Annotated in this window: 20 protein-coding genes and 1 pseudogene; 12 read left to right on the plus strand and 9 right to left on the minus strand. The window is 71.3% G+C overall.

The genetic code is table 11. From position 1 onward, the window contains the following. Positions 1 to 37: 37 nt before the first annotated feature. Complete coding sequence (locus tag HDC93_RS05865) at positions 38 to 1,543, minus strand: oligopeptide:H+ symporter (RefSeq protein ID WP_185007811.1); 1,506 nt, start codon at positions 1,541 to 1,543, stop codon at positions 38 to 40. Between the two features lie 516 nt (positions 1,544 to 2,059). On the opposite strand from HDC93_RS05865, the gene HDC93_RS05870 reads away from it, so the two are divergent. Together HDC93_RS05870 and HDC93_RS05875 are read left to right on the plus strand one after the other, a co-directional pair. Beyond that, positions 2,060 to 2,737, plus strand: a complete 678-nt coding sequence (locus tag HDC93_RS05870) for a response regulator transcription factor (protein ID WP_030844734.1) — start codon at positions 2,060 to 2,062, stop codon at positions 2,735 to 2,737. Between the two features lie 28 nt (positions 2,738 to 2,765). Beyond that, the gene (locus tag HDC93_RS05875; RefSeq protein WP_185007813.1) at positions 2,766 to 4,040 is read left to right on the plus strand and encodes a HAMP domain-containing histidine kinase; all 1,275 of its coding nucleotides are present in this window, start codon (positions 2,766 to 2,768) and stop codon (positions 4,038 to 4,040) included. Between the two features lie 23 nt (positions 4,041 to 4,063). Here HDC93_RS05875 and HDC93_RS05880 read toward each other — a convergent pair whose 3' ends face one another. Further along, positions 4,064 to 4,570, minus strand: a complete 507-nt coding sequence (locus HDC93_RS05880; protein WP_185007815.1) for a GtrA family protein — start codon at positions 4,568 to 4,570, stop codon at positions 4,064 to 4,066. A 163-nt stretch (positions 4,571 to 4,733) separates the two neighbouring features. Between HDC93_RS05880 and HDC93_RS05885 the strand changes: the two genes are divergently transcribed. From HDC93_RS05885 to HDC93_RS05905, 5 genes and pseudogenes are all read left to right on the plus strand, one after another. Then, positions 4,734 to 5,873 carry a 5-(carboxyamino)imidazole ribonucleotide synthase gene (locus tag HDC93_RS05885; protein ID WP_185007817.1) on the plus strand — a complete coding sequence of 380 codons (1,140 nt, stop codon included), beginning with the start codon at positions 4,734 to 4,736 and terminating at the stop codon, positions 5,871 to 5,873. Then, positions 5,870 to 6,397: a 5-(carboxyamino)imidazole ribonucleotide mutase gene (gene purE, locus HDC93_RS05890; protein ID WP_185007819.1), complete on the plus strand. Its 528-nt coding sequence runs from the start codon at positions 5,870 to 5,872 to the stop codon at positions 6,395 to 6,397. Before HDC93_RS05885 ends, purE begins: the two co-directional genes overlap by 4 nt. Positions 6,398 to 6,402: 5 nt before the next feature. Further along, positions 6,403 to 7,590 (plus strand): dipeptidase, encoded by a 1,188-nt coding sequence (locus tag HDC93_RS05895; protein WP_185007822.1) that lies wholly within the window; start codon positions 6,403 to 6,405, stop codon positions 7,588 to 7,590. A 34-nt stretch (positions 7,591 to 7,624) separates the two neighbouring features. Continuing rightward, positions 7,625 to 7,819, plus strand: a pseudogene (locus HDC93_RS05900) (MerR family transcriptional regulator); the annotation flags it as partial. 112 nt (positions 7,820 to 7,931) lie between these two features. Continuing rightward, positions 7,932 to 9,068 carry a dipeptidase gene (locus tag HDC93_RS05905; RefSeq protein WP_185007824.1) on the plus strand — a complete coding sequence of 379 codons (1,137 nt, stop codon included), beginning with the start codon at positions 7,932 to 7,934 and terminating at the stop codon, positions 9,066 to 9,068. Positions 9,069 to 9,269: 201 nt separating this feature from the next. Here the strand turns inward: HDC93_RS05905 and HDC93_RS05910 are convergent, their stop codons facing one another. After that, positions 9,270 to 9,662 (minus strand): VOC family protein, encoded by a 393-nt coding sequence (locus tag HDC93_RS05910; RefSeq protein ID WP_185007825.1) that lies wholly within the window; start codon positions 9,660 to 9,662, stop codon positions 9,270 to 9,272. Positions 9,663 to 9,679: 17 nt separating this feature from the next. Beyond that, positions 9,680 to 10,051 (minus strand): VOC family protein, encoded by a 372-nt coding sequence (locus tag HDC93_RS05915; protein WP_185007827.1) that lies wholly within the window; start codon positions 10,049 to 10,051, stop codon positions 9,680 to 9,682. A gap of 116 nt (positions 10,052 to 10,167) precedes the next feature. Here HDC93_RS05915 and HDC93_RS05920 point away from each other — a divergent pair, with 116 nt between their 5' ends. After that, the gene (locus tag HDC93_RS05920) at positions 10,168 to 10,674 is read left to right on the plus strand and encodes a CGNR zinc finger domain-containing protein (protein ID WP_185007829.1); all 507 of its coding nucleotides are present in this window, start codon (positions 10,168 to 10,170) and stop codon (positions 10,672 to 10,674) included. 431 nt (positions 10,675 to 11,105) lie between these two features. On the opposite strand, the gene HDC93_RS05925 is transcribed toward HDC93_RS05920, so the two are convergent. Continuing rightward, positions 11,106 to 12,449, minus strand: a complete 1,344-nt coding sequence (locus HDC93_RS05925) for a UDP-glucose/GDP-mannose dehydrogenase family protein (protein ID WP_185007832.1) — start codon at positions 12,447 to 12,449, stop codon at positions 11,106 to 11,108. A gap of 188 nt (positions 12,450 to 12,637) precedes the next feature. Between HDC93_RS05925 and HDC93_RS05930 the strand changes: the two genes are divergently transcribed. Then, the gene (locus tag HDC93_RS05930) at positions 12,638 to 13,795 is read left to right on the plus strand and encodes an acyl-CoA dehydrogenase (RefSeq protein WP_185007834.1); all 1,158 of its coding nucleotides are present in this window, start codon (positions 12,638 to 12,640) and stop codon (positions 13,793 to 13,795) included. A 54-nt stretch (positions 13,796 to 13,849) separates the two neighbouring features. On the opposite strand, the gene HDC93_RS05935 is transcribed toward HDC93_RS05930, so the two are convergent. Next, positions 13,850 to 15,055: a phosphatidylserine/phosphatidylglycerophosphate/cardiolipin synthase family protein gene (locus tag HDC93_RS05935; protein ID WP_185007836.1), complete on the minus strand. Its 1,206-nt coding sequence runs from the start codon at positions 15,053 to 15,055 to the stop codon at positions 13,850 to 13,852. A gap of 242 nt (positions 15,056 to 15,297) precedes the next feature. On the opposite strand from HDC93_RS05935, the gene HDC93_RS05940 reads away from it, so the two are divergent. Continuing rightward, positions 15,298 to 15,666: a four-helix bundle copper-binding protein gene (locus tag HDC93_RS05940; RefSeq protein WP_185007838.1), complete on the plus strand. Its 369-nt coding sequence runs from the start codon at positions 15,298 to 15,300 to the stop codon at positions 15,664 to 15,666. Between the two features lie 92 nt (positions 15,667 to 15,758). Here HDC93_RS05940 and HDC93_RS05945 read toward each other — a convergent pair whose 3' ends face one another. After that, positions 15,759 to 17,060, minus strand: a complete 1,302-nt coding sequence (locus HDC93_RS05945; protein WP_185007840.1) for an LCP family protein — start codon at positions 17,058 to 17,060, stop codon at positions 15,759 to 15,761. 119 nt (positions 17,061 to 17,179) lie between these two features. Here HDC93_RS05945 and HDC93_RS05950 point away from each other — a divergent pair, with 119 nt between their 5' ends. Then, positions 17,180 to 17,737, plus strand: coding sequence for an acyl-CoA thioesterase (locus HDC93_RS05950; RefSeq protein ID WP_260419420.1), 558 nt, complete (start codon positions 17,180 to 17,182; stop codon positions 17,735 to 17,737). A 336-nt stretch (positions 17,738 to 18,073) separates the two neighbouring features. Here the strand turns inward: HDC93_RS05950 and HDC93_RS05955 are convergent, their stop codons facing one another. Next, positions 18,074 to 19,558, minus strand: a complete 1,485-nt coding sequence (locus tag HDC93_RS05955) for an LCP family protein (RefSeq protein WP_185007844.1) — start codon at positions 19,556 to 19,558, stop codon at positions 18,074 to 18,076. A gap of 126 nt (positions 19,559 to 19,684) precedes the next feature. Here HDC93_RS05955 and HDC93_RS05960 point away from each other — a divergent pair, with 126 nt between their 5' ends. Next, positions 19,685 to 20,722, plus strand: a complete 1,038-nt coding sequence (locus HDC93_RS05960) for a glycosyltransferase family 2 protein (RefSeq protein WP_185007846.1) — start codon at positions 19,685 to 19,687, stop codon at positions 20,720 to 20,722. Between the two features lie 85 nt (positions 20,723 to 20,807). Here HDC93_RS05960 and HDC93_RS05965 read toward each other — a convergent pair whose 3' ends face one another. Continuing rightward, complete coding sequence (locus HDC93_RS05965) at positions 20,808 to 20,972, minus strand: hypothetical protein (RefSeq protein ID WP_185007848.1); 165 nt, start codon at positions 20,970 to 20,972, stop codon at positions 20,808 to 20,810. Between the last annotated feature and the right edge of the window lie 53 nt (positions 20,973 to 21,025).

Raw genomic sequence — 21,025 nt, forward strand, 5'->3', positions numbered from 1 at the left:
GTGCGACGGCCCTTCTCGAGGAGTCAGGCGGCGGTGATCAGCGGACGTCGCCCATCATGGCCTTGACCTTCTTGCGGTACATGTACACCGCGAAGCCGGCGACCACGGCGAGCGCCGCCTCCAGCGCCACGAAGCCCGTCTTGTCGAGGTTGACCCCGCCGACGGCCGGGTTGGACAGCAGCGCGGTGACGGAGTCTCCCGCGGTGACCGCGAGGAACCAGACGCCCATCATCTGCGAGGCGTACTTCGCCGGAGCCATCTTCGTCGTCACGGACAGACCCACCGGGGACAGCGTCAGCTCACCGACGGTCTGCACGAAGTAGATCGCGACCAGCCACATCGCCGCGGCCTTGTGACCGCCCTCGGCGATCGACAGCGGGGCGAGGAAGAGGAAGAACGACGCACCCACCAGCACCAGACCGGAGGCGAACTTCACGATGGTGCTGGGCTCCTTGCCGCGCCGGTTCAGCCACAGCCACAGCCAGGCGAAGACGGGCGCCAGCGCCATGATCAGGACCGGGTTGACCGACTGGTACCAGGAGACCGGGAACTCCCAGCCGAAGATCGTGTTGTCGGCGCTCTTCTCGGCGAACAGCGACAGGGTCGAGCCGCCCTGGTCGTAGATCATCCAGAACACGGCGGCGGCGACGAAGAACCAGATGTACGCCGAGACCTTCGACCGCTCGCCCGAGTCCAGGTCCTTGTCGCGCATGATGCGGGAGATGACCAGGATCGGCACGATCAGGCCGAGGAGCGTGAGCGGGATCAGCGCCCAGTTCAGGGTGAAGTGGCCCGTGCCGCCGACGAGGCCGTAGAAGACCACGGCGATGGCCAGCCAGATCAGGCCCTTGCGCAGGGTGGACGCCTTCTCGGCGGGCGTCAGCGGGGTCGGGACCAGGCTGCTCTTCGCGTCCAGGTGGCGGCTGCCGAGCAGGAACTGGACGAGGCCCAGCGCCATGCCGAGCGCGGCCAGCGCGAAGCCCAGGTGCCAGTTGACGTTCTCACCGACGGTGCCGATGACCAGCGGCGCGATGAAGGCGCCGAGGTTGATGCCGATGTAGAAGACCGTGAAGCCACCGTCGCGGCGCGGGTCCTCCGGGCCGTCGTAGAGGTGGCCGACCATCGTGGAGATGTTGGCCTTCAGCAGACCGGAACCGATGGCGACCAGGCCCAGGCCGACGTAGAAGCTCGCGGCGGCGGGCAGCGCCAGGCACAGGTGGCCGATCATGATGACCACGCCCGCGACGGCGACCGTCTTGCGAGGGCCGAGCACACGGTCGGCGAACCAGCCGCCGGGCAGGGTGAGCAGGTACACCAGCGACAGGTACACGGCGTAGATCGCCGTCGCGGTGCCCGCCGGCAGATGCAGGCCACCCGGGGCCACCAGGTACAGCGGGAGCAGGGCCCTCATGCCGTAGTAGGAGAATCGCTCCCACATCTCGGTCATGAACAGAGTGGCCAGTCCGCGGGGGTGGCCGAAGAAGGTCTTCTCGGCACCGGGGGTGCCCGGTCGGGCCGAGTCCTTCGTCAGGCTGGACGCCATGGTCGTTCCTTGCTGCTCGGGACGCGCCCCGCGGCAGCGGTGGTGCGCCCGGTGGGGGGCTGCCGGCACCGGTGGGTACGGCCGTCCGCCCGACGCCTAAGGGGGTCCGCTCCGGGTCACGAAGCGGTGGGCGGTCGCCACCGGGATCCACACCTCTACGCGCGTCGCCGCGCTACGAGGCCCGGCCACAGGTCGTTTCACGTTGGGGGCCGGCGAGAACCGGCCCGCACACAAAAGAGACCCTCAGGGCAAACGGCCTCCGAAGGTCGCCGTGGTGCTACAGGCGTTGAATCACCATACGGCAGGACACCGCCGCATATGGAAGGGCTTGAGACGCGGATCACAGGTGTCGATGGAACCGTGCGCCCGGTTTCCAAGGTCCTTACCAGGATCGCACCCCACAGGCAGAGGTTCGTGCGCGTACCCGCGGTATGTAAGAACCGGGTATGCCAACGGTAAGAATCAAGGCTTCCGGTCACACCCCAGCTCAGGGCGTCGCAGGTCTACCATCACCTCATGACCCGTGTACTGCTCGCCGAGGACGATGCGTCCATCTCGGAGCCGCTGGCCCGTGCTCTGCGCCGGGAGGGCTACGAGGTCGAGGTCCGCGAGGACGGACCCACCGCTCTCGACGCCGGACTGCAGGGCGGAGTCGACCTGGTCGTGCTCGACCTCGGTCTGCCCGGCATGGACGGCCTGGAGGTGGCCCGCCGCCTGCGGGGCGAAGGCCACGCCATCCCGATCCTCATCCTGACCGCGCGCGCCGACGAGGTGGACACCGTCGTCGGGCTCGACGCGGGCGCCGACGACTACGTCACCAAGCCGTTCCGGCTCGCCGAACTGCTCGCGCGCGTGCGGGCCCTGCTCCGGCGCGGCGCCTCCGAGCCGCAGCAGCCGCCCGCCACGCACGGCGTGCGCATCGACGTCGAGTCGCACCGCGCCTGGATGGGCGAGGAGGAGCTCCAGCTCACCGCCAAGGAGTTCGACCTGCTGCGGGTGCTGGTGCGCGACGCGGGCCGGGTCGTCACCCGCGACCAGCTGATGCGGGAGGTCTGGGACACGACGTGGTGGTCGTCGACCAAGACCCTCGACATGCACATCTCCTGGCTGCGCAAGAAGCTCGGCGACGACGCGGCCAACCCCCGCTACATCGCCACCGTGCGCGGCGTGGGTTTCCGCTTCGAGAAGAGCTGAGCCGCGAGGCGGGCTCGGGTAACAGGACATGCGTCGCCGACTGATCCAGTCCACGCTCGCCGTGGTGCTCGTCGTGATCGCCGTCTTCGGCGTCTCCCTCGTCATCGTCGAGACCCGGACGATCAGCAACAGCGCCCAGGAACGGGTGGAGTCCGAAGCGGTCCGGCTCGCCAGCATCGTCGACAGCCGGCTCTTCGGGGCGCAGCAGGTCGACGCGGAGGTGCTGCGCGACCAGGTCACACAGGACCGCTACTACGCGGTGATCCGCATCCCCGGGGAATCGCCCATCGAGGTGGGCACGAAGCCCGCCGGGGACGTCATCAGCGCGACCGCGCCCGGCGAGGAGGGCGAGACCGTCACCGTCCAGGAGCCGCGCTCCTCGGTGACCCGTGAGGTCGGCCGGACCCTGCTGATCATCGCGTTGGTCGCGTTGCTCGCGGTGGTGGCCGCGGTCCTGCTGGCCGTCCGCCAGGCGAACCGGCTGGCGTCGCCGCTGACCGACCTCGCGGAGACGGCCGAGCGGCTCGGCTCGGGCGATCCACGGCCCCGGCACAAGCGGTACGGGGTGCCCGAGCTGGACCGGGTGGCGGACGTGCTGGACGGCTCCGCCGAGCGCATCGCCCGCATGCTGACCGCCGAACGCCGACTGGCCGCGGACGCCTCCCACCAGCTGCGCACGCCGCTGACGGCGCTGTCGATGCGGCTGGAGGAGATCACCCTCACCGACGACCCGGACACGGTGAAGGAGGAGGCGACGATCGCGCTGACGCAGGTCGAGCGGCTCACGGACGTCGTGGAGCGGCTGCTGACGAACTCCCGCGATCCGCGCACCGGCTCCGCCGTCTCCTTCGACCTCGACGAGGTCATCCAGCAGCAGCTCGCGGAGTGGCGCCCGGCGTACCGCAGCGCGGGCCGGGCGATCGTCAGCTCCGGCAAACGGCATCTGCGCGCGGTGGGCACGCCCGGCGCGGTCGCGCAGGTCCTGGCCGCGCTGATCGAGAACTCCCTCATGCACGGCGGCGGCACGGTGGCCCTGCGCACCCGCGTCACCGGCAACCAGGCCGTCATCGAGGTCACGGACGAGGGTCCCGGCATCCCCGCCGACCTCGGCGCCAGGATCTTCGAGCGGACGATCAGCGGCCGCAACTCCACGGGCATCGGCCTGGCCGTGGCCCGCGACCTGGCGGAGGCCGACGGCGGCCGCCTGGAGATGCTCCAGACCAAACCCCCGATCTTCGGCCTGTTCCTGTCCCGCACTCCCCTGCACAAGCCCGAGGACGACGAGGAACCGACGGTCCGCTAGGGGCGGCGGCCGGGCCCGGAGGGCTACGGCACCTGCTGCTTCGTCTTCGGGGGGACGGCCGGCTCGTTCCGGAGGACCGGGGCCGGGGGAGCGGGCGTCTCGCGGGCGGGCAGCGCCCGGAAGACCCAGGAGCGGTAGGACCAGAAGCGGAACAGGGTCGCGATGCCGATGCCCAGGAACTTGAAGACGTTGTTCTGGAGCGGGGTGTTCCAGCCGAAGCCGTACGTGGCCGCGTACAGGACGCCGTTCTCGATGACCAGGCCGATCGCGCTGAACAGCAGGAAGAGAGTCATCTCACGCGTGCGGCGGCTCTTGTCGCGGTCGCGGTAGGTGAAGTAGCGGAAGCCCACGTAGTTGAAGACGATCGCCACGACGGTCGCGATGACGCTCGCGCGCACCACCTGGAGGTCGGTGGTGTGCCGCACCAGGTTGAAGACGGCGAGGTTGACCAGCACCCCGACACCGCCCACCGCGCCGAACTTGGCGACTTCGCGGACCATCCGTCGGAGCCGAGATGCACCATGTCCCATGGTCGTGCAGGCCCCCGTCCGGTCGTCGGCGTCAACCCAGCCATGCTAACCACCCTCCCGCGCGATCTTCCTGCGCATGCCGGCGTGTGGCGGGAGATGGTCCGGGCGGGCCCGGTGAGGGGCAGGAAACCGGCCACTCCGGCGCGGCCGATACCCTGGGGGCGTGACGTTCCCGGTAGTCGGCATGGTCGGCGGTGGCCAGCTCGCTCGTATGACACACGAGGCGGGCATCCCGCTGGGCATCAGGTTCAAGCTCCTCAGTGACACCCCGCAGGACTCCGCTGCGCAGGTCGTGCGCGATGTCGTCGTCGGCGACTATCGCGACCTCGACACGCTGCGCGAGTTCGCCCGGGGGTGCGATGTGATCACCTTCGATCACGAACACGTACCCACCGAGCACCTCAGGGCCCTGGAGGCGGACGGCATCCCCGTCCGTCCCGGTCCGGACGCGCTCGTGCACGCCCAGGACAAGGGGGTGATGCGCGCGAAGCTCGACGCGATCGGCATCCCCTGCCCCAGACACCGGATCGTGTCCGATCCGCAGGACGTAGCCGCCTTCGCGGCCGAGGGGGAGGGCTTCCCGGTCGTCCTCAAGACCGTCCGCGGCGGCTACGACGGCAAGGGCGTGTGGGTCGTCGACTCCGTCGAGGAGGCCGCCGACCCGTTCAAGGCCGGTGTCCCCGTGCTCGCCGAGGAGAAGGTCGACTTCCTGCGCGAGCTCGCCGCCAACGTGGTCCGCTCCCCGCACGGTCAGGCCGTCGCCTACCCGGTCGTCGAGTCCCGCCAGGTGAACGGCGTCTGCGACACGGTCATCGCCCCGGCGCCCGACCTCGACGAGGCCCTCGCCCTGGAGGCCTCCGAGATGGCGCTGAACATCGCCAAGGAGCTCGGCGTCGTCGGGCACCTCGCGGTCGAGCTGTTCCAGACCCGCGACGGACGGATCCTCGTCAACGAACTCGCGATGCGCCCCCACAACTCCGGCCACTGGTCGATGGACGGCGCCGTCACCAGCCAGTTCGCCAACCACGTGCGGGCCGTCCTGGACCTCCCGCTCGGCGACCCGCGCCCGCGGGCCCCGTGGACGGTCATGGTCAACGTCCTCGGCGGGGACTTCCCGGACATGTACTCCGCGTACCTGCACTGCATGGCCCGCGACCCCCAGCTGAAGATCCACATGTACGGCAAGGACGTGAAGCCCGGCCGCAAGGTCGGACACGTCAACACCTACGGCGACGACCTGGACGACGTGCTGGAGCGCGCCCGTCACGCAGCCGGCTACCTGAGAGGCACCATCACCGAATGAGCCCTGTTGTTGGCATCGTCATGGGGTCGGACTCCGACTGGCCCGTCATGGAGGCCGCCGCCAAGGCCCTCGACGAGTTCGAGGTCGCCTACGAGGTCGACGTCGTCTCCGCGCACCGCATGCCGCGCGAGATGATCGCCTACGGCGAGCAGGCCGACGCCCGCGGGCTCAAGGTGATCATCGCCGGTGCGGGCGGCGCCGCCCACCTGCCCGGCATGCTCGCCTCGGTGACGCCGCTGCCCGTCATCGGCGTGCCCGTGCCGCTGAAGTACCTCGACGGCATGGACAGCCTCCTGTCCATCGTGCAGATGCCGGCGGGTGTCCCCGTCGCCACGGTCTCCGTCGCCGGGGCCCGCAACGCCGGTCTGCTCGCGGCCCGCATCCTCGCCGCACACGACGAGGAACTGCGCGGCCGGATGCGCGACTTCCAGCAGGAGCTGAACGACCAGGCCACCGAGAAGGGCAAGCGCCTGCGCTCCAAGGTCGAGGGCGCCGGCGGCTTCGGCTTCGGCGCGGGGAAGTGACGGCGGTGACCTCCCGGGAGGCGGTCCGGGAACTCCTGCGCGAGTTCCCGGTCGTCGACGGTCACAACGACCTGCCCTGGGCGCTGCGCGAGCAGGTCCGCTACGACCTCGACGCCCGCGACATCGCCGCCGACCAGAGCGCCCATCTGCACACCGACATCCCCCGGCTGCGCGCCGGCGGGGTCGGCGCTCAGTACTGGTCGGTGTACGTCCGCACGGACTCGCCCGACCCGGTCGCGGCCACGCTCGAACAGATCGACTGCGTACGGCAGCTGCTGGCCCGCCACCCCGAGGACCTGCGTCCCGCGCTCACCGCGGCCGACATGGAGGCGGCGCGCGGGGAGGGGCGTATCGCCTCCCTCATGGGAGCGGAGGGCGGGCACTCCATCGCCAACTCCCCGGGCACCCTGCGCGGCCTGTACGGCCTCGGTGTGCGGTACATGACCCTCACGCACAACGACAACGTCGACTGGGCGGACTCGGCGACCGACGAGCCGAAGGCCGGCGGCCTCACCGCGTTCGGCCGTGAGGTCGTCCGGGAGATGAACCGGCTCGGCATGCTCGTCGACCTCTCCCACGTGGCGGCGACGACCATGCGGGACGCGCTCGACGCGAGCTCCGCCCCGGTGATCTTCTCCCACTCCTCCGCCCGGGCCGTGTGCGACCACCCGCGCAACGTCCCCGACGACGTCCTGGAGCGGCTGCCCGCCAACGGCGGCATCGCGATGGTGACGTTCGTGCCGAAGTTCGTCCTCCAGGCGGCCGTGGACTGGACCGCCGCGGCCGACGAGAACATGCGCGCCCACGGCTTCCACCACCTCGACACCACCGCGGAGGCCATGAAGGTCCACCGCGCCTTCGAGGAGCGGCACCCGCGCCCGGTCGCGACGGTGTCGACGGTCGCCGACCACCTGGACCACATGCGCGAGGCGGCCGGCGTCGACCACCTCGGCATCGGCGGCGACTACGACGGCACGGCCTTCACGCCCGACGGCCTCGCCGACGTCTCCGGCTACCCGAACCTCCTCGCGGAACTGCTCGACCGCGGCTGGTCCAAGGCCGACCTGGCCAAGCTGACCTGGAAGAACGCGGTCCGGGTGCTGGACGCGGCGGAGGACGTCGCCCGGGGGCTTCAGGCGACGCGGCCGCCGTCCAACGCCACGATCGAGTCGCTGGACGCGCCCGCGGGCTGAGCGTCGAGGGCGGGGTAGTCGGTGTAGCCGGTCGGGGCTGGGCAGCGAGAAGATCGTCCAGTTGCTGCCCTGCATGCGGGACACCGACGGCAGCCCCTCCGTCGTCGCCACGCCGAAGCTGGTCGCCGACCTCACCGCCGAGCGCGCCCGCATCGACCGGATGATCGCCGACCTAGTCCGTTCCCGGGACACCCTGGACGAGGTGATCGACGCGGCCCGGCTGCCCTGAGGGCACGCGCTCGCGAGGCCCGCGCCGTACTCCGAACGCCCCGCCCACCAGGAACCACTCCCCGCTCCGTGCGACGGTGACCGTACCCCACGAACGACCGTACGGAGCCGCCATGGCAGACCTCCAGGACGACCTGCGCACCGCCGCCGCGGCCGCCGGCGAGTTCGACGCACTGGCCGAGCCGTACCCCGACGAGGGCGTCGTCACGGCGGAGTCCTACGAGCCCGTCTCCGACCCGGACGACGCGCCCATGACCCGGGCCCGCGCCATCCTGGCCGCGCACCCGGTCGCCGACGGCTACAACGGACTGCCCTGGGCGCTCAAGCGCCTGTCCTGGTACGACCTGGAGGACGGCGAGAGCACCGTCGACACGGACGTGCCCCGGCTGCGCAGCGGCCAGGTGGGCGCGCTGTTCTGGTCGTTGCACCTGCCCGAGGGCCTCGACGGCGACCGGGCCGTCGGCGCCACCCTGGAGCAGCTGGACCTGGCGAAGACCGTCGTCCGGACCTGTGAGGAGGGCCTGCGGCCGGCCTGCACGGCCGGGCAGGTCGCGGACGCCCGCAACTGCGGCCGCGTCGCCGTGCTCCTCGGGCCCGTCGGCGCCCCGGCCCTGGGCGACTCGCTCGGCATCCTGCGCCAGCTGCACCTGCTCGGCCTGCGCGTCCTCACGCTGACCGGCGTGTCCTGGGCGAGCGAGGCGGGCCTGACCCGGTTCGGCGAGGAGGTCGTACGCGAGATGAACCGCCTCGGCGTGATCGCGGACCTCTCCGGCGCCTCCGCCCCGACCCTGCACCGCGTCCTGAGCCTGTCCCGGGCGCCCGTGCTGTGCAGCCGTTCCGCGGCCCGGAGCCTGCGCCCCCACCCGGCCAACCTCCCCGACGACCTGCTGGCGGAGCTGGGCGCGGCCAAGGGGCTGTGCCTGGTGCCGCTGACCGCCGAGCAGACCGGCCCGACCGTCCGCGATGTCGCCGACCACCTCGACCACGTCCGTGCCGTGGCCGGAGCGCACTGTGTCGGACTGTCCGGCACGTACGACTCCGGAGCCGCGCACCCGCAGGAGCTCGGCGACACCTCCTGCTATCCGCGGCTGATCGCCGAGCTGCTGAGGCGCGGCTGGGAGGAGGCGGACGTGGCACTGCTGACCTGGGGCAATGTCCAGCGCGTTCTGCGCGGCGCCGACTTCACGGCCCGCGCCGTCCAGCAGCGGCGCGAGCCGTCCACGGCGACGATCTCGGAGCTGGACGGGTAGCGGCCCGGCGCCGGACGGGCCTGCCGCCGGACGGGCCTGCCGCCGGACGGGCCTGCCGCCGGACGGGCCTGCCGCCGGACGGGCCTGCCGCCGGACGGGCCTGTCGCTGGACGGGCCTGCCGCCGGGAAGGGTCCCGTCAGGTCGGTCGTGCTCGGGTCAGTCGTGCTCGGCCGGTCGTGCTCGGCCCGGTCGTGCCGGGGTCAGTCGTGCTCGATCCGGCACAGGCAGAACGGGTGCCCCACCGGATCGGCGTAGACGCGGAAGTCCTTCTTCTCGTCGTCCTCCTTGTCCAGCACCCGCGAGCCCAGCGTCAGCACCCGCTCCTCCGCCGCGTCGATCTCGTCCCAGGTCGCACCGGCGTCGAAGTCGAGGTGGAAGTGCGGGGCGTTGCGGTCGGCCCGCGGCCACTCCGGCGCCGTGTAGCCGGGGGAGCGCTGGAAGGCGAGCCGGGGCCCGCCGGGGACGCGCAGCACCACCCAGTCGGGGTCGTCGTCCTCCGGTGTGCCGCCGCCGACCCGCGCGTAGAAGCGGGCCGGCTCGCGGGGTTCGGGGCGGTCGACGACCACGGAACGGAAACGGGCCACGGCGGACATGGGGCCGGCCTCCGGTGTCAGCTGCTGCAGAGGCAGAACGGGTGCCCGGCCGGGTCGGCGTAAACCCTGAAGCTCCGCTCCCGGTCCTCCGCGTCCAGCGGCTTCGCGCCGAGTGCCAGCACTCCCTTCTCGGCCGTGTCCAGGTCGTCCACGACGAGGTCGAGGTGGAACTGCTGCGAACCGTCGGGCGACGGCCACCGCGGCGGCACGTACCCGGCGGAGCTCTGGAAGGCCAGTGGTGTGCCGCCCGGCACCTTCAGGTCGACCCACTCGTCCTCCCCGTCGGTCTCCACCGTCGGCGTGCCGCCGAGCACCTCGGCGTAGAAGCCGGCCAGTGCCCGCGGGTCGGGACAGTCCAGGACGACGACACCCAGCTTGGCGAGAGCCATGACTTCCTCCTCGAGGTCGGCGTTACCCGCAGAGGCGGATAACCAGTAACCGTTACTGCATGCTCCCCCATTGGCGGTAACCTCGCAAGGGGAATCGTGAGAGGTACGGTCCAGCCATGACGGAGAGATCGCCCGCGCCCGGAGGCCTGACCCTGGTCGAGGCCCTGGTGAACACGCTGGACATGGAATCCGGCGCCGACGCGCTGGACACAGCCGAGGGCCGGGAGCGCTTCGGTATCACCGCTGAGGAGACGGACCGGGCCCGCACCCTGCGCGAGTCCCTGCGCGCGACCCTGCTCGCCCACGCCGGCCACCCGCCGCACCGCGAAGTCACCCCGCTCGGCGCGCTCCTGGCCGAGGCCCCGCTCCTCGTCACCGTCGACGCGGCGGACGGCTCGGCCGCCCTCGCCCCCGCCGACGGCCGCTCCCTGCACGCGCGCGTGGCCGCCGCCGTCGCAGAGGCCCTGGTCGCCGGAACCTGGACCCGCCTCAAGGCCTGCGCCGCCGCCGACTGCCACTGGGCCTACTACGACCGCAGCCCGGCAGGCCGCGGCCGCTGGTGCTCCATGCAGGTCTGCGGAGCCCGCGCGAAGATGCGCCGCTACCGGGCCAAGGAGGTATAGCCGTCGCTGGCCCACAGAGGTACAGCGGCTTCGGGGCCGACGAGGTCAAGCGGCCTCCGGGTTCACAGAGGTGCAGTGGCTTCGTGGCGGACGAGGTCAAGCGGCCTCCGGCCCACAGAGGTGTAGTGGCTTCGGGTCCGATGGGATCAGGCCGCTGCCGGGTTCACAGAGGTGCAGTGGCTTCGGGGCGGACGAGGTCAAGCGGCCTCCGGCCCACAGAGGTGCAGTGGCTTCGGGGCCGACGAGGGGATCAGGCCGCCGCCGGGTTCACAGGTGCAGCGGCTTCCGGTCCGCAGTGGTACAGCCGCTACCGGCCCAAAGAGGTATAGACGGCCCGCCGCACAGCCCGGTGGTGCAGAATGCACGAAGACGCCGGTTCGGCCGACTGAGCCTCGGCCGAACCGGCGTCGCCTGTGTGACGCGTCTCGCGCTCAGGCCCTGGGACGCCCCATCGCCCGGTACGTCCAGCCGGCCTTGCGCCAGAGCTCCGGGTCCAGGGCGTTGCGGCCGTCCAGGATGACCCGCGCCGCGGCGACCTCGCCGAGCGCCTCGGCGTCCAGCTCGCGGAACTCCCGCCACTCCGTCAGATGCAGCACGATGTCGGCCCCGCGCACGGCGTCCAGCGCCGAGTCGGCGTAGCCGAGCGTCGGGAACACATCGCGGGCGTTGTCCATGCCCTTCGGGTCGTAGACCGTGACCTGGCCGCCCTGGAGGTGGATCTGCCCGGCCACGTTCAGCGCGGGCGAGTCCCGCACGTCGTCCGAGTCGGGCTTGAAGGTCGCGCCCAGCACCGCCACCCGCTTGCCCAGGAACGGGCCGCCGCCCAGCGCCTGCCGGGCCAGCTCCACCATCTGCCCGCGCTGGCGCATGTTGATCGAGTCGATCTCCCGCAGGAACGTCAGCGCCTGGTCCGCGCCCAGCTCACCGGCGCGCGCCATGAACGCCCGGATGTCCTTCGGCAGACACCCGCCGCCGAAGCCGATCCCGGCCCGCAGGAACTTCCTGCCGATCCGGTCGTCGTAGCCGATGGCCTCCGCCAGCTTGGCGACGTCACCGCCCGCGGCCTCGCACACCTCCGCCATCGCGTTGATGAACGAGATCTTCGTGGCGAGGAAGGAGTTCGCGGAGGTCTTCACCAGCTCCGAGGTCGGGAAGTCGGTCACCACGAACGGCGAGCCCTCGGCGATCGGCGTCGCGTACACCTCCCGCAGCAGCTTCTCGGCCCGCTCGCTGCGCACGCCCACCACGAGACGGTCGGGGTGCAGCGTGTCGTCGACGGCGAAGCCCTCGCGCAGGAACTCCGGGTTCCACGCCAGCTCGGCGTCCTCCCCGGCGGGCGCGTGCGCGGTCAGGTAGGACGCGAGGCGGTCCGCGGAGCCGACCGGCACGGTCGACTTGCCGACCACCAGCGCCGGAGCGTGCAGATGCGGCGCGAGCGAGGCGATCGCGGCGTCGACGTAGCTCATGTCGCAGGCGTACTCGCCGTGTCGCTGCGGGGTGTTCACGCAGACGAAGTGCACATCGCCGAAGGCGCCGATCTCCGCCCAGTCCTGGGTGAAGCGCAGCCGGCCGCTGGAACCCTCGATGCCGGCGACGTGCTTGTGCAGCAGCTCCTCCAGGCCCGGCTCGTACATCGGGGCCTCGGCGCGCTCCAGCTTCTCGATCTTCTCGCGCACCACGTCGAGGGCGAGCACCTCGAAGCCCAGCTCGGCCATGGCCGCCGCGTGTGTCGCGCCGAGATAACCGGTGCCGATCACGGTGATCTTCAGGGCCATGGGTACTCCAGGGGTCTACGGCATGCGGTGCGCGCCCGAGCATAGCCGGGGCATGGCGGCACGCTTCACTGGGCAACTTCTCCGCTGTCGCCTAGCTCACGTATCACTCGCGTGGGCGACCCCATAAACTTTTGATTACTTAACGGTAGTTAGCGTCAGCATCGCAGCGTTTTGGAGCGTGAGAGACCTTGGCCGGATCGGCTGACTTCGACCTGTACCGCCCGTCCGAGGAGCACGACATGCTCCGTGACGCCGTCCGCTCCCTGGCCGAGGCGAAGATCGCGCCGCACGCCGCCGCGGTGGACGAGGAGGCCCGCTTCCCGCGCGAGGCCCTCCAGGCGCTGGTCGCGAACGACCTGCACGCCGTGCACGTACCCGAGGAGTACGGCGGCTCCGGCGCGGACGCGCTGGCCACCGTCATAGTGATCGAGGAGGTCGCCCGGGTCTGCGCCTCCTCCTCCCTCATCCCGGCCGTGAACAAGCTGGGCTCCCTGCCGGTGATCCTCTCCGGCTCCGAGGACCTCAAGAAGCGGTACATGACCCCGCTCGCCAAGGGCGAGGGCATGTTCTCCTACTGCCTCTCCGAGCCGGACGCCGGCTCCGACGCCGCCGGCATGAAGACCAAGGCCGTCCGCGACGGCGACCACTGGATCCTCAACGGCGTGAAGCGCTGGATCACCAACGCCGGCGAGTCCGAGTACTACACGGTGATGGCGGTCACCGACCCCACCAAGCGCTCCAAGGGCATCTCCGCCTTCGTGGTCGAGAAGTCCGACGAGGGCGTCTCCTTCGGCGCCCCCGAGAAGAAGCTCGGCATCAAGGGCTCCCCGACCCGCGAGGTCTACCTCGACAACGTCCGCATCCCCGCCGACCGCATGATCGGTGAGGAGGGCACCGGCTTCGCCACGGCGATGAAGACCCTCGACCACACCCGCATCACCATCGCCGCCCAGGCCCTCGGCATCGCCCAGGGCGCCCTCGACTACGCCAAGGGCTACGTCCAGGAGCGCAAGCAGTTCGGCAAGCCGATCGCCGACTTCCAGGGCATCCAGTTCATGCTCGCCGACATGGCCATGAAGATCTCGGCCGCCCGCGCCCTGACCTACCAGGCCGCCGCCGCCTCGCAGCGCGTCGACGCCGACCTCACCTACCTCGGTGCCGCCGCCAAGTGCTTCGCCTCGGACGTGGCGATGGAGGTCACCACGGACGCGGTCCAGCTCCTCGGCGGCTACGGCTACACGCGCGACTACCCGGTGGAGCGCATGATGCGCGACGCCAAGATCACCCAGATCTACGAGGGCACGAACCAGGTCCAGCGCATCGTCATGGCGCGCAACCTGCCGTGACCCGTCCCTGCGGACGCTCCTCGGCCCCCGGCTCGTGCCGGGGGCCGACGTGTCTCACAGGAAACGGCGGATCGGAGTCACCGCCGCCTCGGCCAGACGCTCGGACAGCGGGCGGCGCTTCCAGCGGGCGGGGTCGATCGGGTCGCTGCGCTTGCGGTCGGCCTCGAAGTCGTCGTCGAGCCGCGCGGTGAAGTCCTCGTCGAGGACGGTCAGGACGACCTCCTCGTCGTGCTCCATGGAGCGGCGGTTGAAGTTGGTGGACCCGATGAGGGAGCAGACCCCGTCCACCGTGATGATCTTCGTGTGGAGCATGGTCGGCTGGTACTCCCGCACGTCCACACCGGCGTCGACCAGCGTCTGGTAGTGCTGCCGCCCGGCCAGCAGGCACGCCCGCTGGTCGGTGTGCGGGCCGGGCAGCAGGATCTCGACCCGGACCCCGCGGCGGGCCGCCGCGGCCAGCAGGTCGATGAAGTAGGTGTCGGGGGCGAAGTAGGCCGTCGCCAGCCGCAGGCGTTCCTGCGCCGAGGTGATCAGGACCCGCAGGACCGTCTGCATGTCCTGCCAGCCGAACGCGGCCGAGCCCCGCACGACCTGGACCGTGGCCCGGCCCGGCTGCTCCTGGGGGGTGAAGCGGTCGTGCTCGTCGTAGAGGTCGTCGTGGCACTCGGCCCAGTTCTGGGCGAAGGCCGCGGCGATGCCGTCCACGGCGGGGCCGCGCACCTGGACGTGGGTGTCGCGCCACTCGTCCGGGTTCCGCGCGTCGCCGCACCACTCCTCCGCGATGCCCACGCCACCGGTGAAGGCGGTGTGCTCGTCGGTGACCAGCACCTTGCGGTGGCAGCGGTGGTTCTGCCGCATCGGCGACAGGCGCGTGGGCCTGCGGAACCAGGCCACCTGCACGCCGGCCTCGTCCATGGCGTCCAGCAGGTCCCGCTCTATCTCCTTCGCCCCGAAGCCGTCCAGCAGCAGCCGCACCCGGACACCCGCGCGGGCCCGCTCGGCCAGGGCCGCGGCGAACTCGTGGGCGACCTCGCCGCGCCAGTACACGAACGTCATCATGTCGACGGTGTGCTCCGCGGCCCGGATGGCCGCCAGCATCGCCGGGAAGATCTCGTCGCCGTTGCGCAACGGCACGAGCTCGTTCCCCTCGGTCGCCGCGATACCGAGCAGCCGCTCCAGCCGTCTGCGCAGCCGCTGTTTCTGCTCCTCGGGACCTCTCGGCTCCGGAGTCCGCGTCTCGTCGTACGTCTGCTGTGTCATGTCCGGGTCTCCCCCTGTAGGTGTTTCTCGCCGCCCCGCCCTCGCGACGCCGGGCCCCGGCGCGCCTGCATCCCCGTTTTGCCGCTGCGGGCGGTTTCACGCAGCGGCCGGTGCGTCGTGCCTCACAACCGGAAGAGCACCGCACACGGGCGGGTCCGCCCTGTGGTGCTCATGGGGCCACAGGCGTAGGACGAGAGGTGCGGGTGTCGATCCGCGGCTCCCGCCACCCCCAGGAGGACGTCATGACCCAGCAGCCCGCCACCACCACTACCCCGCTGAGCAAGGAGATGCAGGACTGCGTCCAGGCGTGCATGACCTGCCACAGCGTGTGCGAGGAGACCATGAGCTCCTGCCTGCAGATGGGCGGCCCGGCCCAGATGCAGATCATGCGCACGGTCATGGACTGCGCCGAGATGACGCGCATGTGCGCCGACATGATGATGCGCCGCTCGCCCCTGATGGCCGAGATGTGCGCGATGTGCGCCCGGGCCTGTGACATGTGCGCCGAGGCGTGTATGTCCATGCCGGACGACGCGCAGATGATGCGCTGCGCCGAGGCGTGTCGCCGCTGCGCCGAGATGTGCCGCTCGATGTCGGCCGCGTCGATGTGAGAACCGCCGCAGGCAGCGGAAGGGGGGGGCACCCGGCCCGGGTGCCCCCCCTTCCGCCGTCCGCCCGCCCGGTCGCCCGGGGCGGTGTCCGCTCAGTTGCCCGAGACGGTGACCTGCTCGTCGTTCTTCAGCTGGTTCACCAGGGTCTTCACCTTCGCGGTGTCCCACTGGAGGTTGCCGTTGGCGGTGTTGCCCGCGATCGGCATGTTCATCGACTTGCCCTCGCCGCCGCTGACGCCCTTCATCGCCCAGAACATGGACGCCAGGTCGAACAGGCTCATGTCCTTGTCGACCACGAGGGTGTCCAGGCCGGCGCTCATGGTCGGGTACAGCTTGAAGGGGTTGAGGACCGTGCCCGGGGTGGCGACCTGGTTGGCCAGGGCCGAGAGGAACTTCTGCTGGTTCTTCGTGCGGTCCAGGTCGGAGCCGGCGAGCGCGTAACGGGTGCGGACGAAGGCGAGGGCCTGCTCGCCGTTCAGCGTCTGCTTGCCCTTCTTGAGGTCCGCGCCGGACTTGGTGTCCTTGATGTCCTGCGGGATGTCCATCTCGACGCCGCCGACCGCGTCCACGATGTTCGCGAAGCCGGCGAAGCCGATCTCCACGTAGTGGTCGATGTGCAGGCCCGTGTTGGCCTCCACCGTGCGCACCAGCAGCTCCGGGCCGTCCTCGGCGTAGGCCGCGTTCAGCTTCGTCTGGCGGCCGGTGTTCGGGTAGAACTTGCCGGAGTCGGAGCCCTTGAACGACGGGATCGTGACGTTCGAGTCGCGCGGCAGCGAGATCAGCGTCGGGGCGCCGCCGCCGGTGTGCAGGATCATCATCGAGTCCGTGCGCTTGCCCTCGGCGGACCCCGTGTGCAGCTTCTTCTTCTCCTCGGCCGACATGCCCTTGCGGCTGTCGGAGCCGACGATCAGGTAGTTCGTGCCCCCGCCGGCCTCCGGACGGTCGATGACCTTCGACAGGTCGACGTCGCGGTTGAGCTTGGAGTCGGCCCAGAAGTACGTGCCGACGCTCGTCACCACCAGCAGCGTCACGAGCGTGATGGCCGTCACCTTGATACGGCGGCGCCAGTCCGGGGCGGGGCGCGGCTCGTACATGCCGCCGCCCGGGCGGCCGGGGCCTCTGCCGCCGGGGGAGCCGTAGACCTGGCCGGTGTTGTAGTCGCTGTCGTAACCGTGGCCGGGGCCGTGGCCACCTCCGTCCACGTACGACGGCTGCTGCGGCACTCCGCCGCCGTACGGCGGGGCGCCGCCGTGTCCCGCCTGCCCGGGCGATGCCGCCGGACCGCGGCGGACCTGCCGCATGACACGGGCGCTCTCGGGCTGTGCGCTCGAGCTGCCGCGTCCGTAGCGGCTGCCGCGGTTGTCGCCGGTGTATCCCTCGGGCCAGTCATTCATGCGCCCCAGTGTGCCGGTCTCCGTAGTGGCCCATACAAGAGTCGTCGGAAAATCAGAGCAGGGCTGTGGCGAAGCTGACACAAATCCCCCGCATGCCCCCTCGGCATAAGGTAGGGGCCATGACAGACCAGGCCCCAGCTGCGGATTCCGTCGGTACGGATATCCCGGGCAAGCCGACTTCGGCGTCCCGCACCACCCTCAGCCACATCATGACCCACAACGACACGAACCTTCTGGGGACCGTGCACGGTGGGGTGATCATGAAGCTGGTCGACGACGCGGCGGGGGCCGTGGCGGGGCGGCACTCCGGCGGGCCGGCGGTCACCGCGTCCATGGACGAGATGGCGTTCCTGGAGCCGGTCCGCGTCGGTGACCTGGTGCACGTCAAGGCCCAGGTCAACTGGACCGGCCGGACGTCCATGGAGGTCGGCGTCCGGGTCCTGGCCGAACGCTGGAACGAGTCGGCCCCGGCCACGCAGGTCGGCTCCGCCTACCTCGTCTTCGCCGCGGTCGACGCCGACGGCAAGCCCCGCCGGGTTCCGCCGGTCCTCCCGGAGACCGAGCGCGACAAGCGCCGCTACCAGGAGGCCCAGATCCGCCGCACCCACCGCCTGGCCCGCCGCCGCGCGATCATGGACCTCCGCGAGAAGCGAGCGGCAGAGGGCTTCGAGGACTGACGAGCGCGGCCGGGCCCCAGGCCGAATGCCGCCTCGCTCGGCTGAGTGCACCGGCGTGGCCGGGCCTTAAGGCCGCGCGTCGGCTCGCCTCCCTGGGCCCACTCGCGTCGCCCAACCTTCAGGCCGCGCCACGCCGTCCCCCCGGACCGGCCCAGCCGGCCCGGACGGACCTGGGCCGCCCGGCCGCATGACCGCATGCCACGCCGTCCCCCGCACCACCCCGACCGCGCCGACCCGGACCAACCCGCGCGGCCCCGGCTCCTAGCCGCACGCCACCTCATCCCCCCGCACCACCCCGACCGCGCCGACCCGGACCAACCCGCGCGGCCCCGGCTCCTAGCCGCACGCCACCTCATCCCCCCGCACCACCCCGAACTCGCCCCGCCCCGGATCCTCGGCCCGCACCTTTTGTACGCGTTCGAAGTCGGCCCCCGCGATCACCTTCAGGGTCGCGCCCAGGCCCTTGACCGCCCGCAGTTCGCTGCCCGGCAGGGCGGTCGCCAGGGATCTGGCCGAGCGGTCCCAGCGGGGGTCGTAGGCGACGACCGTGCGCTTCACGTCACGGGTGGCGGCGTTCACGGGGGCGTGGGTCGTGCGGAAACCCGTCGAGGCCAGGGCCGCGTCCACGCGGCCTCCGAGGCCGGGCGTGCCGGTGCCGTTCTCCACCTGGACGCGGATCTGCTGCGGGGCGACCGGGACGACCCGGGCCGCGGCGCCGCGCGGCCGGTGCACGGACAGCGGCTGGTCCTTGCGCAGGGCCTGGAAGAGCCGCTCCGACTTCACCGGCTCCCACTTCAGCGTCGAGCCGACGCCCTTCACGGCGAACCCCATCCGCCCGATCGGGACGGTCGTGAACTCGGAGGAGGAGGGGGAGAAGTTCCGCATGGCGCGGCCCAGGTCCAGCATCTCGTCCGTGCCGAAGCCCTTGTCGGCGCGTACCGAGCCGAGCACCGCGCGGGTCACGTCCCGGAACTTCATCGGGTTGAGGAGGAGCCCGGACGAGGTGAGCCGTTCCACGAGGGCCGCCATGAAGCGCTGCTGCCGCTTCATGCGGCCCAGGTCGGACGCCCCGTCGACGTGGCGGGCGCGGACGAACTGGAGGGCCTGCCCGCCCGCGAGGGTGTGCCGCCCGGCCGGCAGGTTCAGGCCGGTGTAGCTGTCCTTGAGGGGGGCGACCGTGCAGATCTGCACGCCCCCGACCACATCCACCGTCTTCATGAAGCTGGTGAAGTCGACCTCCAGGTAGTGGTCGATCTTCACCTTCGTCATGCTCTCGACGGTGCGCACGGTCAGCTGCGGCCCGCCCTCGGCGTACGCGGCGTTCAGCTTGACGGGGTGCCCGTGGTGCCGCTTGCCCGACACCCGGTCGACATGCGCCGGCGTCACCGCGTACGAGTCGCGCGGCAGGCTCACCACGCTGGCCCGTTCCCGGTCCTCGGAGATGTGCACGATCATGATCGTGTCGGTGCAGTGGCAGGGCGCGCCGCCCAGCCGGTACTTTCGGCGCTCCTCCTCGCCGATCTTCTCGCGGCCGTCGGTGCCGACCAAGAGGATGTTCATGCCGTGGCCGGCCTGCGGGCGGTTCTTCATGTCCTTGAAGGGGTCGACCCGGGTGATGTCCGCGTCCAGGCTGGTCATGACCGCGTGCCCGAGACCGGCGGAGGCGAGGACCACCACGGACAGTGTGGTGACCGCCCGCATGGCCCAGCGCGGCCGCCGCGCGGGCGGCGCCGGCCTGCGCGGAGCACGGCGGGGGGCGGGTGACTGCGGGCGGCGGCGGGGAGCGGCGGTGGACCGAGGGGACCGCGGCGGCGTGGGCATGGGGCACCTCCGGACGACGGCCGTACGTGGGATACGTGAAACCGTAGGCCGATACGATCTGCGGCCCGCGCCACCGCCCCGACGGCGCGCACCGCTGTCCCCCGTTCGCGGTAACGTGAGGCCCCTATGAACGCCAATCCCGACGTGCGGCACCCCGCCGTTTCCGTGATCATGCCCGTCCTCAACGAGGAGCGGCATCTGCGGGGAGCAGTCCAAGCGATCCTCGCGCAGGAGTACGCCGGCGAGATGGAGGTCGTGATCGCCCTCGGTCCGTCCACGGACCGCACGGACGAGATCGCCGCCGAGCTCGTGGCCGAAGACGCGCGTATCCACACCGTCCCCAACCCCACCGGCCGTACGCCCGCGGCGCTGAACGCGGCGATCAACGCCTCCCGGCATCCGATCGTCGTCCGCGTCGACGGGCACGGCATGCTCTCGCCGAACTACATCGCGACCGCCGTACGGCTCCTGGAGGAGACCGGCGCGCAGAACGTCGGCGGCATCATGCACGCCGAGGGCGAGAACGACTGGGAGCACGCGGTCGCCGCCGCGATGACCTCGAAGATCGGGGTCGGCAACGCCGCCTTCCACACCGGCGGCCAGGCCGGCCCGGCCGAGACCGTCTACCTCGGTGTGTTCCGGCGCGAGGCGCTGGAGCAGCAGGGCGGCTACAACGTGGAGTTCATCCGCGCCCAGGACTGGGAGCTGAACTTCCGCATCCGTGAGGCCGGCGGCCTGATCTGGTTCTCGCCCGAGCTGAAGGTGTCGTACCGGCCGCGGCCGAGCATGAAGGCGCTGGCCAAGCAGTACAAGGACTACGGCCGCTGGCGGCACGTGGTCGCCCGCTTCCACGAGGGCTCGATCAACCTGCGCTACCTCGCCCCGCCGGCCGCCGTGTGCGCGATCGGGGCCGGGATCCTGGTGGGCGCCCTGCTGACGCCGTGGGGCTTCGTCGTGCCCGGCGGTTATCTCGCGGCGATCCTGCTCGGCTCGCTCCCGGCGGGCAAGGGCCTGCCGCTGAGGGCGCGGCTGCAGATCCCCGTGGCGCTGGCCACGATGCACATGTCGTGGGGCTGGGGCTTCCTGACCAGCCCGCGGGCGCTGGCGCGGAAGGTCATCGCCTCCCGGCGCCCCGCCGTGCGGGCGGACGCCGCCGCGAGCTGATCTGACAGGACGTGACGTGGCCGTGGGTCCCCTTCCCGACCGGGAAGGGGACCCACGGTGTGCGTGGCCCGCGGCCGCGCGGTGATCAGCAGCCGGGGCCGCTGCAGCCGCCGGAGCAGTAGGACTCGCTGGAGGCGCTGTTGTTCTTCAGCCAGGTCGGCAGGCTGACGCGCTTGCCGCCGAGGGTCTTGAACGAGTAGCCGGAGTAGCCGGCGTTGAAGTAGGTCCTACAGGTGAACAGCGGCCCCATGTTGCAGAACAGGGAGGCGGCGTTGTCGCCGACGGCCTGGTTCTGGCCGTTGC

Source organism: Streptomyces sp. AK010 (assembly GCF_014207295.1).
GTDB lineage: Bacteria > Actinomycetota > Actinomycetes > Streptomycetales > Streptomycetaceae > Streptomyces > Streptomyces massasporeus.